The sequence below is a fragment of the Novosphingobium sp. BL-S-33 genome (genome assembly GCF_056857025.1).
Genome location: NZ_CM166475.1, coordinates 966,914 through 982,585, shown reverse-complemented (window position 1 = coordinate 982,585; position 15,672 = coordinate 966,914). Strand labels below are relative to the sequence as shown.

The following is a 15,672-nucleotide window of genomic DNA, read 5'->3' as shown; positions in this document are numbered from 1 at the left end:
TCGCACAGCATGACCATCAACGAAGTCACTCCCAGCGCCAAAGGCTGCGAAGAGTGCCTGAAAATCGGCAGCCGGTGGGTCCACTTGCGCCTGTGCCGCAGCTGCGGCCATGTCGGCTGCTGCGACGAATCCCCTCACCGCCACGCCCGCGCCCATTTCGGCGAGACGCATCATCCCATCATCGAAGGCTATGATCCGCCTGAGGGGTGGGGCTGGTGCTGGGTGGACGAAGTCGAGGTCGATTTACCCGGCCGGACCCCGCAATGGGGTCCGATACCGCGCTTCTACTGACCTTTCGCGCTTCGGAACAGCCAGCCTTGCTGGCGCAGTTCACCCGCGCAGCAAGGCGTCCTTGGGAATGCCACCGGCGTTCACCCTGCCCCGATAGGTGCTCAGGAATACGCGCACCTTGCGCTCTACCCAGTGGTATGAATGGGCAAAGGCAATGCCGAACCCGATGGCGACATAAAAGGCAATCCACGGCCTCGGGCCATGAAACAGCCGGATGACTATCGACCGGACTTGCGCATGGCTGAGATATATGAACATCGACGAGCCGGCGATCTCGGACACTATCGACTTTACCACCGAGGGTACCTTGATCGCGGTTCCAAAGAGCAGCAGCGCCGCGCCGCCTATGATGTAAGCGCTGGCCGAGGTGTAGCCGTGATGGACCAAAACAGCGGTGCTTACGATCACCATGGCCACGACACGGTTTTGACGATCCCGCGCACAGCCCATCAGCATGCCTGCGGCGACCGTCCACAGATACCAGATAGGTGTCCGATGATAGAGATAGTTCGTATCCCAGATCCGTTCGACCATCCAGCTTGCGATCGTCGCAATAACCACGAAGGCAGTGCAGAAAACCATGGGGCTATTCGTGATGGCTGCACGAATTTTCGAAAACGAAAGCATCACGGCCACTACGAGTATCAGCTGAATATATATTTCCGCGAAATAATAGTACGCGATATGATATTGGCTGGGGTCGAACCAGTTCGAGATCAGCAGCAGGGGCTTCAGTTCGAACGTTCTGGCCCAACTCTGCATAAAGGCGACGACCAGGATCGTCGGAATGGCGACGTTGAGCACGGTTCCGAAGATCGTATCGACTTTGCCGGTTCTGCTGATTTCCGGCCACTGAAAGCGGATGATACTATAGCCACCTAGCATGAACAGGAAATAGGCAGCGCCCCAATTCTTGCTGTAAATGAATGTATCGAGATGCTCGGCAACAATGCACAACATGAAGAATGCGCGCGTCAACGTGGAGGCGTCCAGCTTGCGCCATCCTCCTCGTTCACCGGTCCCCGCGCGCTTTTCCAGTTGTTCAATGGTCATCGATTCCCACCCGTCGGGCAGAGCACCGAAGCGCTCCTCAAGTCCGAGCGAAAACTGGATGTAGCTGAGGGAGTCTCCCCCCATGGTCTCGAAGCTGTCATTCGGCCCGATGCGTCGACCGGGGAAGAATTGCCGGAAGAATCCCAGTACGTCGCAAGGCTCTGCTTCAACCGCCTGATCTGAAACGGGAGCGGCGGTAGCAGCTTTGCCTGCCTCGACAAATTCATCGGCCAGAAGGCGGCGCAAGGGCTTGCCCGTCGCTGTCCGCGGAAGGGCCGACACGATCCTTACGTGCAAGGCATCGCCTGCAACAATTCCAAGCTCTTTCAGAGCCTCTGCCGAAGCAAAGTGGAGTTGATCGGTGGTAATTTCAGGCGTCTCTGCCGCCACCAGAATGCCTTCGCCGCGAAGTGCGTCAGGCACCTTGGTTACGACGATCTTGCCGCCTTGCCTCAGACTTTGACCAATGCGTGCCTCAAGTGTATCCGGGTTGATCTTTATACCGCCGACGTTGATCAGATCATCTGCCCTGCCGTCGTAATAAAGTTGGCCGTCTTTAATGTGGCCCAGGTCGTTGGTTTCCAGCCAGCCATCGGGGCCGCAAAGGTCCAGCAAGGCTTCGGAATCCAAGCGCCAGCGGGCAACGTGCGGACCGCGAATGCGGATGCGGCCTTCTTCGGATATGGCCACCTCGGTCGCGCCGACGGCCGTACCGACCGATTCCAGCAATTCGTCCGGAACTTCCGAGATCCGCAGAAAAGTGCTGCGGGACGCTTCGGTGAGGCCGTAGTGCTGAACGATCCGGGCATTGGGAAAGAGTTCACGAATCTCGCGCTTTTCAGCTGCGGACATGTACTGCGAACCGATTTCCATCCAGCGCAGCTTCTTGCCGGCGTCACCGATCACGGCCTTCGCCTGAAGCAATATCCGCAGCAGCGTGGGAACCGCAGACAGGGCGTTGACTTCGCCTGACTTGAGCATTCGCGATAGTTCGAGGGGGTCGAAACCGCGTGGCGGCAGATAGGCCTGGCCGCCCACCGCGCTGACGGCGCGTATGCGGGCAAAACCGAAACTGTAGTTAACCGGCACGCCGACATACTCGCGCACGTCAGACGTCAACTCCATCTGATTTATTATGCGTTCAGAGGCATCCGCGAGATTGGCATAGGTCAGGACAATACCCTTGGGTTTGCCCTCCGTACCCGAAGTATAGGTAACCTGAGCCGGAAGATCGGCCCGGATCAGTGGATGACTTGCAACAAACCAGCCACCGCCTTCTTCGGGGGTGATGCAGCGTTCGATGTCCAATCCGGTCAAGGCATGGGCAAAGGATTCGTCGGGAACGTTGACGATAAGCTGACGTGCTTCGTTGAGCGAAAATACGCTTTCAATATAGGAGAGAGAATTTCGCGTAATGAGCGCTACGGCTGTCAGCTTCTGGTGTTGCACTGTGGACCCCTCTCCGCTGATCTTCGGGCAATTTCAGTGAATGCATCACGAAATGTTCACGGCATCTGTCCATAAAATATGGCGACCCGCAGATTAAATCCGCCAATATTTTCACGCAAGTAGTGAGAAATGCCAACCGAGAAGCTTGGTCGGTGGATCGGGGTTCATTGATTGACCCGGAAGGATCTACGCCTTGCAAACCGCCCGGAAGCGCGAGTCCCGGAACATCATCGGCCAGTTGCGCCAAAGGATGCGGAATGATGGCCCCGTTCTTCGTTGAGAGCCTTGGCTTTGTAGGAGTGCTGCCGTTGCCGGCTTCTCAAAAGAGTGCTGCTAGGCTTCGTTCCAGGCAGGCAGCCTGGTTGCATGGGCTGCGCGGGTAAGAAGAGGGGGGTGAAGGCGCGCCAGCCAATATGCGGCGAAGCGGAGCGCCGATGATTCCAGCCCGTTCTGAAGGACCATTGCTCGGGTAATCTGGCGGCGTGTCTGCGCTGCAAGCCGGCGATGATAGGATGCGGCATCCGCCGCCGAAAGGACGCATTGCGCGGCGAGAAAGGCGCTGCGCAGCGCTATGGCCATGCCGTCGCCAGTAAGCGAGGGCGTCATCGCCCAGCGGTCGCCCAGGCTCAGCGCCGGTCCTTCGGCGTGGTCGCGGGAGGGCAGGCCGTAAGTCAGGTTGGCGATCGCCACCGGCTTTTCGAACAGGGCATCGCCATCTGCCAGTATCCGTTGCAGCACGGGATTGCTTTCGAACCATCCGCGCACCGCCGCCCAGTCCCCGCCCAGCTGCGAGAACGTCTTGCGGCGCAGTATGAGGCAGAGGTTGGCCCGCCCATCCTCCACGAGCTGAAGGCCCGCGTATCCGCCGTCGAACAGTGCCAGCACGATGGTTCCCGCCAGTTGCCGCGCGGCTGCCGGCGTGAGGCGGTAGTGCATCTTGAAGCCGACGAAGCCGTCTTCTGCGCGGCCGGAAAGGACCACGCCCTGTTCGCGAACGGGTAGCTTGCCGGTGGCGAGCAGAACGTGGCGGCCTTCCCGCTCTCCCCGCGTCGTGCGCGCGGTGCGTCCGTTTAGCTCCAGTACCCGCACGCCGCGTTCGACGTGGGCGCCATATGTCTCGGCTTTGGCGATCAGTGCTTCGTCGAGCGTGAAACGGCTGAGGCCAAGCGCCGTGAAGGGCAGGGCTGCCTCCACGTCATGGTGCCCTTGCACGACGCGGATCCGCTCGATCGGCGCGGCGCCGAGCGCAAGAGGATCGACACCCAGCTGGCGCAGATGGCCGACCGCCTCGATCGACAGGAATTCGCCGCAGACCTTGTGATGCGGGCCGGTCTCGCGTTCCAGCAGGCTCACATGTTTGCCGCCGCGCGCGATCAGGCATGCAGCGGCGCTGCCGGCAAGGCCTCCGCCCAGAATGAGGGCATCGGCCACCTCAATCCTCGATGGTGAAGCGGAAGCTTTCCGCCGCCATGCCCGGGCCGAAGGCCAGTGCCATGCCCGGACCTCGCGCCTCGTCCGCCAGCATCTTGGCCAGAATGAACATCAGCGTCGCGGACGACATGTTGCCCCGGTCGCGCAGGATGGACCGGGACGGGGCAAGCGCCTCGGGCCCAAGGGCGAACCCGTGCTCCACCGCGTCGAGGATGGTGCGCCCCCCCGCATGGACCGCCCATAGCGCGAAGTCCTCGGGCGATTGCCCGCGCAGCAGGCCATGCCCGTCGTTACGCATGGCATCTGCGGCGAGCGCGGCGGCAATGCGCGCGGGAACTTCGCCGCCGAGGTGCATGTCGAAGCCCTGATCCCGAATGTTCCAGGTGATCGCATCGGCGGTTCCCGGTATCGTTGCGGCCCGGAAGTCGTGCAGGGCGATCCCCCCGGGCTCGGCGGTGACCAGCGCCGCAGCCGCACCGTCTCCGAACAGGAGCATCGCGAGCAGGCTGGGCAGATCGTGGTTGCGCTGGAAATGGATGCTGCACAGCTCGATCGTCACCACCAGCACGCGCGCGGCGGGCTCGGAGCGGACGATATGATGCGCCAACCGCAGCGAATTGACCGCTGCATAACAGCCCATGAAGCCCACGACCGTACGCTCCACGCCGGGATCGAGGCCGGCCTCGGCCATGATGACCTGATCCAGCCCGGGGGCCATGAATCCGGTGCAAGAGGCGACGATGAGGTGGGTAATGCCTGCCTTGCCGATATCCCCGTCGAGCGCAGCTATCGCTTCCAGCGCGAGGCGGGGTGCGTCGCGCTCGTAGCGTTTCATGCGGGTGCCGGTCGAAGGCCAGGGGCCGCTGCCGTAGAACCCGCCGGTCTCCACGACCGTACCGTCTTCCTGCACCACCGGCTGGAGGAAGGAAAAGCGCCGCTCGATCCCGGAACGCGCGGCCATGCGCTCGAACACATGACGCGTGCGTTCGTCGGGAAGTTCCGAGGCGACGAAGCGAAGGAACGCGTCGTGCACCTCGAACGGCGGATTGGCCGTTCCGATACGGTTGATGCGGGCCACGGTGGATGTCATGCGCGCCGCCCCACCAGAACCGAATTGAGCCCGCCGAAGGCGAAGCTGTTCGATATCAGAACTTCCGGTTCAAAGACTTCGGGCTCGAGTACCAGCGGCAGGTCGCACTCGGGATCGGGGCCGAGGTAGTTGAGCACGGGAGGGGCGGCGCTTTCGCCAAGCGCCATCATGCCGATCAGGAACTCGATAGCGCCGGTCGCGCCGATCATGTGGCCATGCGCGGATTTCGTCGCGATCGCCCGATGGCGTGCGAGCGCGGAGCCGTAGACCCGGTGCATGGCGGCCGTTTCGGCCGGATCATTGAGTCCGGTGCCGGTGCCATGCGTCGATATGAGTGCCGTGGCCTCACCGGGAATGCCGGCATCTTCGTGCGCCGCGCGGATCGCGGCGGCAATCCCGTCGACATCGGGCGCGGTCATGTGGGCGGCATCGCTCGATGTGCCGTAGCCGGCCAGTTCGCCGTGGATGGTCGCGCCGCGAGCCCGAGCGTGGCGTTCGCTCTCCAGCACCAGCACGGCGGCCCCCTCACCGAGGACCATGCCGCGGCGATCGCGCGAGAACGGGCGGCAGGTGTCAGGCGCCAGCACGCCGAGCGATTGCCAACCGGCGAGCGAACCGCGCGTGAGGCATGCCTCCGCCCCGCCCGCGATCACGATATCGGCGCGTCCGGCGCGGATCATGTGCATGCCCTCGCCCAGTGCCTGGGCGGACGAGGCACAGGCGCCGGACAAAGTCAGGGTAGGGCCGTGGACGCCCAGCAGCATGGACAGATGGGCGGCGGGCGCCGCGATCATCGAACTGGGAATGGTCTGGGGATGGGCCTTGGGCTGGCCTTGGCCGAAGAGCCGTTCGTAGGCGATTTCGACCGTGGTGTTGCCGCCGCTGCCGCACCCCAGCACGATTGCGGTCCGCTGCGCCAGTGACGGATGCTGCGCCAGCCCGGCATTGGCAACGGCTTCCAGCCCGGCTTCGAGGGCGAATTCGGAAAGCCTGTCGAGCCGCCCCAGTCGGCGCAGGCGTTCCGGCTCCATGGCCTTGAGCAACGGCGCTTCCCCCGCCGCTTCGTCAACCCACGCCGCTATGCCCGGCGGCGCCGATGGCGCGAGCGGACGGATTGCGGTGCGTCCCTCGCGCACGGATTGCCAGTTCGCGGCAATGCCGTAGCCGAGCCCGCTGACGCAGCCCATGCCGGTGATGAGGACGCGTTCGCTCATTGCGGCACGGCAACCCCGATGCGTTCGAACAGTTGGCGCAAGGTCATCTCGCGCGTGAGCTCCTCGGGCTGAAGTTCGATCCCGTATTGGTCCTCAAGCTCGAACAGCATGCTGACCAGATCGATGGACGAAATGTCGAGCGTGGCGAGCGTGGTATCCGGCTGGAGCTTTTCGACCGGAAGTCCCGTTTCCTTGGCCATCAGGGCCAGGATATCTTCATAGGTCATCCGTGTTTCTCCTTGAACCGGGTCCAGTGTTTGGTGCGGCAGGCGAAGAGGAGGCAGCCGGTCACGTCGAGCCTGCCGTCCTGCGCCAGATGGATGGAAGCACGATACGTGCGGCCTGCCTTCGGGTCATAAGCCTGACCGCCGCTCCACCCGTCCCCGCTTCGCACGAGGCCGGTCAGAATGGAAACGCCGACGAGCGGAAGGGCGCGGCGCGCGGGATCCGGATTGTTGATGTCGTGCGCGGGGGCCTTGGGATCGAGCACGGCTACCAGTTTGCCGCAAAGCGCGCTGCCGCATGGAGCGATTTCAACCACGCCAGCCCCGTCATCGGTGAGCCACCGGCCATAGACGCCCGTTTGTGCCGCAACCGTTTGCGGGGAGCCCAAAATTGCGAGTGCACACGCCATCGCCATGCATATGCCCTTCATCGCTACGCTCCCACGCGATACATTTCGGAGACTGCGCGCTTTCTCCGGTTCCGGCAAGCCCTGCGAAGGGGTAGATAGCGGTTCAACGCATGACCGAATGGTGAGATACCTTTGCTGGCCCCAGCCGGAAAGAGGGCCGGGAAAAGTTTGTGCGGTCAAAAGGATGCAGGAGTTTGGCACATGATTGTTCGTGATGGGATCGCCATCGGCGTATTGATGCTTGCTGCCGCACCGGCTGCCGCGCAAAGTCCGCCGGGCCCGCCGGACTGGTCCCACGCCGAGGTCGTCTCCGTGGAGCTTTCCAACTTCAAGTTCACGCCCGACAAGATTACGCTGAAGGCCGGGCAGGCCTATGATCTGCGCCTGCAAAACCGGGCGTCGGGCGGGCATGATTTCGCGGCGCAGGAATTCTTCGCGGCGGCGAAGGTGATGGACGCGGACCGTGCGAAAGTCTCGGGCGGCAAGATTGGGCTGGATGCCGGGCAGAGCGTCGATGTCCATTTCGTCATGCCGCACGCGGGAACCTACAAGCTGCGCTGCACGCATTTCATGCACAGCTCCTTCGGCATGACCGGCGAGATCGTGGTGCAGTGAACAGCCTGTCCGTCCGGTCCCGCCAGGAAGAGCAGATGGATGCTCTGGACCTTGACCCGCGTGTCTATGGCAAGGTCTTGCGCGATCTGGGGCGGGTCAATCGCTGGACTTTCACGGCGCATTCGACAACCGCCTTCCTGGCGCGCGCGCTTGGCGAGGGCAGGTCGTTCAGCCTGCTGGACGTCGGCTTCGGCTATGGCGACCAGTTACGCACGGTTGCGAAGTGGGCGGCGAAGCGGAATATCGCCGCAAGGCTGGTGGGGGTCGATCTCAACCCCGCGAGCGAGGGACTGGCCCGGGCGGCGACACCGGCGAGCCTCAACATCGATTACCGCACCGGAGACTATGCCGAGCAACCCGAACGCTTCGATTTCATCGTCAGCAGCCAGGTTGCCCATCACATGAGCGACGATCAACTGGAGCGCTTTGTGCGCTACATGGAAGCTGAGGCTTGCAAGGGATGGTTGATCTGCGACCTGCATCGCCATTTTTTCGCCTACCACGGATTTCCATGGCTGGCCCGCGCCATGGGCGTGCACCGCATCGTGCGCGAGGATGGGCGGCTCTCGATCGCGCGCTCCATGCGTCCGGGCGAATGGCCTCCCGTTCTGGCCAATGCCGGGATCGATCCCGAGGCTGCACGCATAGTCCGCCGCGCTCCTTTTCGCATTGCCGTCGAACGCGTGTTCCAACGCGCAGACCTATAGCGGGACGTTCCACGCAGAGCTGCTGAAGGCCATGCCTCGGGCGGATTGTGTCTCCGTTTCCGGCCATGCTTCGCATCTTTGAGCGCTTGAGCTGGATGGAAACGGCATCCCGTTCCAAGAATAGACGAAAACAGTAGTGTTCGAGAGAGGGTGCGCAGTTTGTCTGTTGCGCTCAATAATGACGGGTGGCGGGCGCTCATAACAAGTTTGCATCGAATATTATTACACTTCTGCGGCGAGTTAATCTGTTAGCTATATGACTATAGGGTAGACTCTCTCCAGATTTCATGTGCATACATGGAACTGATTTTGCTTACCGTACAATGTATCCTGGTTTAGGGTTTTCACTGATTTCGGGCGCGATCATTCTTTATCGTTTGCGCGGCCGGAAGCGATGGAGGCGGGTGCCCGATGACGCAGATGCTTCGCGCAAGGCAAGTGCTCCTTCTGGGGTGTTCGGTTTTCGCAGGATGCTCCAGCCTCGCTGCCCACGCCGCATCAGCAGGACCCGCAGGGGCCGTCTACGATTCGTCCACCATGGCCGTCAGCCGCAGCGGCACGGTGACGACCGTTACCCAATCGGCCCCGCGCGGCGTGGTGGACTGGGCGAGTTTCGATGTCGCCAGGCAGGAATCGGTCGTCTTCGCGCAGCCTGACGCGCAGTCGGCCACGCTCAACCGCGTCCATTCCGCCACCGCGAGTTCGATCGACGGAGCCATCAGCGCCAATGGCCGCGTCATCATCCAGAACGGCAACGGCGTGGTGTTCGGCGGCAATGCCCGCATCGATGTCGGTTCGCTGGTCGCGACTACGCTCAATGTCGACGAACGGAGCTTTCTCGATAGCGGCAGGCTGGTGCTGACCGGTTCGGGCGATTCCTCCGCGCAAGTGCGCAACTCGGGCCGGATAAAAGTCGCGGACGGGGGTTTCGTTGCGCTGCTGGGCGGGAGCGTCGCCAATGACGGGCTGATTCAGGCCCGCCTCGGCTCGGTCACGCTGGGTGCGGGATCGGCGGCGACCATCGACTTTACCGGTGACGGGTTGGTGCAGGTGGCGATCACCGATCCGGTGACCCGACGCCCCAACGAAGCTGGTGCGCTCGTGGCCAACAGCGGGATCATTTCGGCGGACGGCGGCAGCGTGGTGCCAGACTGATCGTTACGGCCGATCCCAACGGCAAAGTGGTCGGCGAACCCGATCCGCTGCTGACCTATCGCGTGGACGGCCTCAAGAACGGCGATTCCATCGACGTGGTGACGGGCCAGCTCCTTCGCGATCCCGGCGAGGACATCGGCACGTTCCCGATCCGGCAAGGCAATCTGTCCCTCCTCAGCGGCAATTACGAATTGCAGTTCGTGGAAGGCCTGTTCACGATCGTTCAACGCCCTGGCGGTCTGGATACGCTCACGGCGCAATCCTACGATCCGTGGCGGATCGACTATATCCAGCGCGGCCGTGATCCGGATACGCCGGGAGACGCGGTCTATCGCACCACGCGCTATGAAAATCCCTATATCCCCGATCCGCTGATGCGCAGCTATGCGCTGGGCTATGTGATGATCGAGAACGGCGCCGCCGCGACCGACTGGCGCGCGGTGGACAACGATCGGACCGGCCAGCATGCCGACCGGCGGCCCGAGGGCGCGCCGCCCTGCGCGGCTGCATCGCTGACCGACGCCGTGGCCTGCCAGGCCCAAGGTTTCCTCACGGACTATTGGACGACCCGCAGATGATGCCATTTGTCCGCACGTGCGGCAGCGCCGCGTTCGCGCTGTGCTGTCTGGCGCCCACCGGCGGTGCCTTCGCGCAAGCTCTTCCGGGCGCTGCGCAAGTGCCGCAGGCGCAGCGGCGTTTCGAGCCGCAAACCCCGCCGCAGCGTGACAATGCGCAGGAACTGCCGCCCCCGGTCTCGCCTACGGCCCCGCCGCCCGGTGCCGAGCAGGTGCGCTTCGTGTTGAAGGACGTCTCGTTCCCCGGGATGACTGTTTACACGCAAGAGGACCTGAAACCGCTCTACACGGACCTGATCGGCCGTGAAGTGGCCCTGAGCGACCTCTACGCGCTGGCGGAAAAGATCACGGCCCGTTACCGGCGCGACGGCTATCTGCTCGCGCTGGCGGTGGTGGAGCCGCAGGACATTTCTGACGGCCGCATCTCGCTGCGCGTGGTCGAAGGCTTTATCGACAAAGTGGAGTTCAGCGGCACGCCGCCCCGTCCCGAGCGGCTGTCACGCAACCTTGCCGCCAATATTTCCGGCTCGCGCCCGCTGAGTGCGCGGGATCTGGAGCGCAATGTGCTGCTGATCGGCGACATCCCCGGCATCAACGTCCAGAGTGTCCTGCGTCCGTCGTCCACCACGTTCGGCGCCGCCGACCTTGAAATCGTGACGCAGCGGCTGCCGTTCGAGGGTTTCGTCAGCTTCGACAACCAGGGGTCGCGCTTCCTTGGCCCTTATGCGCTGTCGGCGGGTGTCAGCGCATACGATCGGCTTGGCATGGGTGAGCAGCTCGACCTTACCGGCGCGGGCGATATCGTCGACAAGACCATGTTCTACTTTCAGGGCGCGCTTACCCTGCCGGTCAATCGCGGCGGGCCCTTTGCCGGCAACACCATCCAGTTCGCCGCGCAGTACAGCCAGTCCGAGCCCGACCTGCCTGAGGAAGTCTTCCCCTTCCACACCCGCAGCGACAATTTCGAAGGCCGGATCACGTTCTTCCAGCCCATCATCCGCTCCCGCACGGACAACCTCTCGGCCCGCATCTCGCTGATCTGGCGCGACCTTGAAAACCGCGTGACCGACCTGCCGGACGACATCCGCAATCCCACGCGCGAACATGTCCGCATGATCCAGCCACGCTTCACCTATGACGTGGTGGACGGCACGGGCGCGGTCACCATGCTGGACGTTCTGTTCAACATGGGGCTGAGCGTTCTGGGATCGAGCGAGCGCGACGATCCGCGACTGGTCCGCGTGAACGCCGATGGCAACTTCTTCTACATCAGCGGCAGCCTTGCGCGCCTGCAACCGGTTTTTGGGCATTTCGCCGTCTTCGGCCAGATGGACTTCCAGTGGAGCAACGATCCGCTGCCCACCACCGAACGCTTCGGCGTCGGCGGCCCGCGCAACGGCACCGGCTATCCGCCGGGCGCGATCACCGGGGACAGCGGCCTCAGCGTCCGGGGCGAACTTCGTTATGGCCACGAACTCTCCAACAAGTGGCTCACCGGCTTCCAGATCTACGGCCGCTACGACTACGGCTTCGCGTCCGATGTGACGAAGAGCCCCTATGACTGGAACGATCTCTCCACCATCGGCCTCGGCCTGCGCCTCAACCTGCTTAAGGCGCTGAGCTTCAATCCCGAAGTCAGCCACCAGCTAACCGGCGATCCGGCCGACTGCCTCAACTGCCGCCACGATACCCGTTTCCTGTTCAACGTGACCCAGCGATTTTAGGGACCGATCGTAAGATGCCGGGCGGACCGGCATGGGTCATGTCCTATCGTCAATCCATGTGAACGGCGGGCGAACTGCCTGACGGTTTGGTTGGGCGCATCAGTAGGATCAGCGGCAGCAGCACGAGCCCGGTGATGAAGAGCAGGTGGAACGTATCGATGTTGGAAACCATCGATGCCTGCCGGGTGATTTCGGCATTGAGGCGCAAGAGGCTGGTCGCCGAAGAGAAATCCACATCGGGCATCGCCTGCGCCAGCTGGGCATTGTCCGGCCGCACGTTTTCGACAAGCCGCGCGTGAACCACTGCAGCGTTGCGGATCGTGATGAACTGAAGCACCGAGATGCCTACGGCCGAGCCGATGCTGCGGATCAGCGTGAACATGGCCGCGCCTTCGTTCCGCATCGCCGGGCTCAGGGTGGCGAAGGCAATCGTCGAGAGCGGCACGAAGATGATGCCGGTTGCCATGCCTTGCAGGAACCCGGAAACGACGATCATCTGCTCGTCCATGGCGAGCGAAAAACCGCTCATCATATGGGTTGACCAGGCTGCCAGCGAGATGCCCACCGCCAGCAGGATACGCGGGTCGACGAAGCGGACGACGGAGCCTATCAGCAGCATCGAGATCATCGAGCCCAATCCGCGCGGCGCCGTCACCAGCCCGGTGTGGATCACCGGATAGTGCAGGAGTTGCTCCAGCATCGGCGGCAGCAGCGCCAGCACGCCGTAGACGAGCACGCCGATGAAGAAACTGAAGACCAGAGCGGATGCGAAGTTGCGATCGGCGAACAGGCTCAATTTGATGAACGGTTCATCGGCGGTGAGGGTGTGGACCAGGAACATGCTGAAGAACACCGCCGCGCCTGTCGCCTCGATGCAGATCTCCGTAGACGAGAACCAGTCGAGCTGCTGGCCGCGATCCAACATCAGCTGGAAGCAGGTGAGCGTCAGGGCCAGCAGGGTGAAGCCCAGAATGTCCAGCCGCACGCGGCTCGACCGCGTTTCGCCCAGAAAGACGAACAGGCCCGCAAAGGCGATCATGCCGATCGGCAGGTTGATGAAGAATACCCAGCGCCAATCGAAATTGTCGGTCAGCCAGCCGCCCAGAGCAGGGCCGATGATCGGCCCCAGCACGGCGCCCATGGCCCATATCGACATCGCCTGACCATGCCGTTCGGGCGGGTTGATGTCGAGCAGGATGGCCTGGCTCATCGGTACCAGCGCGGCACCGGACAGCCCCTGCAAGAGCCGGAAGGCAACCAGCTCGCCCAGGTTCGAGGCTATGCCGCACAGGCCCGAGGCGATCACGAAACCGGCAAGCGACCACAGCATCAACCGCTTGCGACCGTAGCGGCCAGCGAGCCATCCGGTCAGCGGCGTGCCGATGGCGGCGGCGATGATGTAGGAGGTCAGGACCCAGGTGATCTGATCGCTGGCCGCGCTGAGACTGCCCTGCATATGCGGCAACGCCACATTGGCGATCGTGGAATCCAGCGAATTCATCATCGAGGCGACCATCGTGGAGGCGGTGATGAGAATGCGCGTGGTGCTGTCCGGGTAGGCCTGACCGGCGTCCGTGCTCATCGCTGGGCGTGGGGCCGCGAGGTGGTATCGGGGCCGAACAGGTGGCGCTCATGGCCGGTGTCGACGGTTACCGTGGCGCTGAGTCCTGCCTGCATCGGCACGTCTTGCGGGACCCGGTCGAGCGCGATCTCCACCGGCAGGCGCTGGACGACTTTCACCCAGTTGCCCGTGGCATTCTCTGCGGGCAGGACCGCGAAGCGGCTTCCCGTTCCCGGGCTGAAGCTGGCGACATGGCCCTTGAGCCGGACGTCGGGAAACGCATCCACGGCAATGGTCACGGGCTGCCTCTGACGCATGTAGCGCAGTTGGTCTTCCTTGAAGTTCGCCTCTACCCACAGGCGCGTGGCCGCCAGCGAAAAGACCGGCTTCCCGGCGGTGACGGCGCTACCGGTCTGCAACTGGTCGACCTTTGTCACGACGCCGTCCTGCGCGGCATGAACGGTCGTATAGCGAAGGTTGAGCCGGGCGCGCTCCAGTGCGGCTTCGGCACGCCGGACGGCGGGCTGCGTCTGGTCCGCCGCATCGACCGAACCCGAGAGCGAGGCTGCAACGGCGGCATTCTGCTGCGTCGCGGTCTGGATCGCCTGTTGGGCAGTCCGCAGCGCGAGCAGCGCCTGATCGTACTGGGCCTGACTGGAAATGCCTTCCCCCACGAGGTCGTGCTGGCGCTTTGCTTCCCGGTCGGCAAAGAACGCGCGTTGCCGGGCCGTCGCCAGTTCCGACTGGCCCTGCGCATAGTTCGCGCGCAGCCGGCGGACCTCGGCCACTTCGCCGGCAAGCTGCGCCTCGGCCTCGGCCACGGCGGTCTGGTAAGGCGCCGGATCGATGCGGAACAGCACGTCGCCCTTGTGAACGAACTGGTTGTTGCGAACCGGCACTTCCACCACTTCGCCCGAGACTCTGGGGCTCACCGCCACGAGGCCGGACTGGAGATAGGCGTTCTCCGTTTCCTCATACCGGCCGCCGCCCAGATAGATCATCGCGCCGGCGATCACGGCGGCCAGAGGTATCAGGACCAGCAACGGCTTGCGCACGCGCCGCAGCCATCCCCCCTTGGCCTGCTCCTGCTGCCCCACCCGTTCTTGCCGAGGTTGCTCCACTTGCGCCTGTCCGGGCGTTGAAACGGTATCGCCGGACCATTCGTCGCCCAGTACATCGTGCCCGTCAGCCGCGATTGATGGCTCGTTTCTCAATCCGTGCTCTTCCATGAAGCATACCTGTCAATCGCCCCCGGCAACTCTCCGGAGCGGTCAGGTAGCGCAGGCCAATTTATTAGCCTAGTGAACATTATTTCTGAACAGTATGAATAGCACTCATGACGAAGCCCGATCTGAATCTGTTTGCGGTATTCGATGTCCTCTTCGAACTGCGCAGCGTGACGCGCACCGCCGACAGGCTGGGCCTGACCCAATCCGCCGTCAGCCATGCGCTGCGGCGCCTGCGGGAATTGCTTCGCGATCCGCTGTTCGTGCGGACCGGCGGAACCTTGCAACCCACGCCGCGCGCCCGCGCCATGGCTCCCGCCATCCGCGAAGGGCTGGCACGGCTGGGCGAGGCTGTCCTGCCCAGCGGTTTCGATCCCCGGACATCGAACCGCACGTTCACCATCGCGGCGTCGACATACTTCTGCGCCTCGCTGATCCCGGGCCTGATCGCGGCAGCCCGCAAGCATGCGCCGGGGGTCACGTTCCGCGCCATGCCCATTCGCACGGACTTGCTTGGCCTGCTGGAGGACAGCACGGTCGACCTTGCGCTGGGGGCCTTCACGCGCCTGCCCGCGCGCATCGCGTCCCGGACCCTGCTTCGGGAGGAACTGGTCTGGATCGCCGCGCAGTCAAATCCGCTGGTTGCCGCCGGGCTCACCCATGCGGAACTCCTCGCCTTGCCGCACATCGGCTTTGACCCGGTCCGCACTTTCGCACCTGCCCGTTCGGCCGGGGACGACAGTCTGGAGACGCCCTACCTTCCCGAGCAGACAATTCCTGCCGAAATCCACGGCTCGGACCTGACGCCTGCGATTGTCTACGATGTTTTCACGGCGGTTGCCGTGGTGGCGCGATCCGAGCTCATCGCGCTCGTCCCGCGCTAGCTTGCTCTATCCGAACAGAAGCGCGCGGGGATCGCCATTCTGGAATCGGCCGAACCGGGCATC

Annotated in this window: 15 protein-coding genes; 7 read left to right on the top strand and 8 right to left on the bottom strand. The window is 63.4% G+C overall.

Features of this window, described 5'->3' with window-relative positions; all coding sequences use genetic code 11:
• The first annotated feature begins 9 nt into the window (after positions 1-9).
• Positions 10-291: a UBP-type zinc finger domain-containing protein gene (locus AC1VVM_RS20950; RefSeq protein WP_482957322.1), complete on the top strand. Its 282-nt coding sequence runs from the start codon at positions 10-12 to the stop codon at positions 289-291.
• 39 nt (positions 292-330) lie between these two features.
• On the opposite strand, the gene AC1VVM_RS20945 is transcribed toward AC1VVM_RS20950, so the two are convergent.
• The 6 genes from AC1VVM_RS20945 to AC1VVM_RS20920 form a co-directional block, all read right to left on the bottom strand.
• Positions 331-2,793 carry an AMP-binding protein gene (locus AC1VVM_RS20945; RefSeq protein ID WP_482957321.1) on the bottom strand — a complete coding sequence of 821 codons (2,463 nt, stop codon included), beginning with the start codon at positions 2,791-2,793 and terminating at the stop codon, positions 331-333.
• Between the two features lie 333 nt (positions 2,794-3,126).
• Positions 3,127-4,224: an NAD(P)/FAD-dependent oxidoreductase gene (locus AC1VVM_RS20940; RefSeq protein ID WP_482905672.1), complete on the bottom strand. Its 1,098-nt coding sequence runs from the start codon at positions 4,222-4,224 to the stop codon at positions 3,127-3,129.
• Position 4,225: 1 nt separating this feature from the next.
• A complete protein-coding gene (locus AC1VVM_RS20935) occupies positions 4,226-5,314 on the bottom strand; it encodes a type III polyketide synthase (protein ID WP_482905671.1) in 1,089 nt (362 codons plus the stop codon).
• Positions 5,311-6,528, bottom strand: coding sequence for a beta-ketoacyl-[acyl-carrier-protein] synthase family protein (locus AC1VVM_RS20930; RefSeq protein WP_482905670.1), 1,218 nt, complete (start codon positions 6,526-6,528; stop codon positions 5,311-5,313). Before AC1VVM_RS20930 ends, AC1VVM_RS20935 begins: the two co-directional genes overlap by 4 nt.
• A complete protein-coding gene (locus AC1VVM_RS20925; protein ID WP_482957320.1) occupies positions 6,525-6,755 on the bottom strand; it encodes an acyl carrier protein in 231 nt (76 codons plus the stop codon). The genes AC1VVM_RS20930 and AC1VVM_RS20925 overlap by 4 nt, the downstream gene beginning before the upstream one ends.
• Entirely contained in the window at positions 6,752-7,168 is a 417-nt protein-coding gene (locus AC1VVM_RS20920; protein ID WP_482905668.1) for a DUF2147 domain-containing protein, read from the bottom strand. The genes AC1VVM_RS20925 and AC1VVM_RS20920 overlap by 4 nt, the downstream gene beginning before the upstream one ends.
• Before the next feature lie 195 nt (positions 7,169-7,363).
• Between AC1VVM_RS20920 and AC1VVM_RS20915 the strand changes: the two genes are divergently transcribed.
• The 5 genes from AC1VVM_RS20915 (at position 7,364) to AC1VVM_RS20895 (ending at position 11,938) form a co-directional block, all read left to right on the top strand.
• The gene (locus tag AC1VVM_RS20915; RefSeq protein WP_482905667.1) at positions 7,364-7,777 is read left to right on the top strand and encodes a cupredoxin domain-containing protein; all 414 of its coding nucleotides are present in this window, start codon (positions 7,364-7,366) and stop codon (positions 7,775-7,777) included.
• A 35-nt stretch (positions 7,778-7,812) separates the two neighbouring features.
• On the top strand, positions 7,813-8,484 hold the full coding sequence (locus AC1VVM_RS20910; RefSeq protein WP_482957319.1) for a methyltransferase domain-containing protein: 672 nt from the start codon (positions 7,813-7,815) through the stop codon (positions 8,482-8,484).
• A gap of 411 nt (positions 8,485-8,895) precedes the next feature.
• Positions 8,896-9,639, top strand: a complete 744-nt coding sequence (locus tag AC1VVM_RS20905; RefSeq protein WP_482957318.1) for a two-partner secretion domain-containing protein — start codon at positions 8,896-8,898, stop codon at positions 9,637-9,639.
• Positions 9,640-9,665: 26 nt separating this feature from the next.
• Positions 9,666-10,217 carry an MBG domain-containing protein gene (locus tag AC1VVM_RS20900; RefSeq protein WP_482957317.1) on the top strand — a complete coding sequence of 184 codons (552 nt, stop codon included), beginning with the start codon at positions 9,666-9,668 and terminating at the stop codon, positions 10,215-10,217.
• Positions 10,214-11,938: a ShlB/FhaC/HecB family hemolysin secretion/activation protein gene (locus tag AC1VVM_RS20895; RefSeq protein ID WP_482957316.1), complete on the top strand. Its 1,725-nt coding sequence runs from the start codon at positions 10,214-10,216 to the stop codon at positions 11,936-11,938. Before AC1VVM_RS20900 ends, AC1VVM_RS20895 begins: the two co-directional genes overlap by 4 nt.
• A gap of 49 nt (positions 11,939-11,987) precedes the next feature.
• Here AC1VVM_RS20895 and AC1VVM_RS20890 read toward each other — a convergent pair whose 3' ends face one another.
• Together AC1VVM_RS20890 and AC1VVM_RS20885 are read right to left on the bottom strand one after the other, a co-directional pair.
• Positions 11,988-13,520, bottom strand: a complete 1,533-nt coding sequence (locus AC1VVM_RS20890) for a DHA2 family efflux MFS transporter permease subunit (protein WP_482905663.1) — start codon at positions 13,518-13,520, stop codon at positions 11,988-11,990.
• Positions 13,517-14,713: an HlyD family secretion protein gene (locus AC1VVM_RS20885; protein ID WP_482957315.1), complete on the bottom strand. Its 1,197-nt coding sequence runs from the start codon at positions 14,711-14,713 to the stop codon at positions 13,517-13,519. Before AC1VVM_RS20885 ends, AC1VVM_RS20890 begins: the two co-directional genes overlap by 4 nt.
• A gap of 122 nt (positions 14,714-14,835) precedes the next feature.
• Here AC1VVM_RS20885 and AC1VVM_RS20880 point away from each other — a divergent pair, with 122 nt between their 5' ends.
• Entirely contained in the window at positions 14,836-15,609 is a 774-nt protein-coding gene (locus AC1VVM_RS20880; RefSeq protein WP_482957314.1) for a LysR family transcriptional regulator, read from the top strand.
• Positions 15,610-15,672 lie beyond the last annotated feature (63 nt).